This is a genomic window from Campylobacter sp. TTU-622 (assembly GCF_016598965.1).
Lineage (GTDB): Bacteria > Campylobacterota > Campylobacteria > Campylobacterales > Campylobacteraceae > Campylobacter_D.
The window spans coordinates 1-291 of sequence record NZ_JAENKR010000246.1; the positions used below are offsets into that span (position 1 = coordinate 1).

Annotated in this window: 1 protein-coding gene; it reads right to left on the reverse strand. The window is 26.5% G+C overall.

Annotation, left to right across the window (positions count from 1 at the left end; genetic code table 11):
- Positions 1–291: Cj0814 family flagellar-dependent secreted protein (locus JG677_RS08695; RefSeq protein ID WP_442778906.1), on the reverse strand; the 291-nt coding region annotated here is incomplete at both ends.

Genomic DNA, 291 nt, shown 5'->3' on the forward strand with positions numbered 1-291 from the left:
TTAGGCATAGAATTAATATCTGCTTCAGTGAAACTTGTTTTATTGGCATCGTTAAAACTATGATTAACAATTTGATTAAATTGATTATAATATTGTTTTATGGTTTCAGCCATATCTATGTTTGTATAGTATTTATCTATACCTAAATATTTTTTTATATCTGAAGTATAAGAGTTATTTTCAGCTACTCTCTCTATCTCATCCAAAGTAGATTTATGTATTTTAAAATCATCTGGTAATCCTGCAGCTTTATTAAAGTCTTCTCCCATATAACCATCTTTATCTACACTA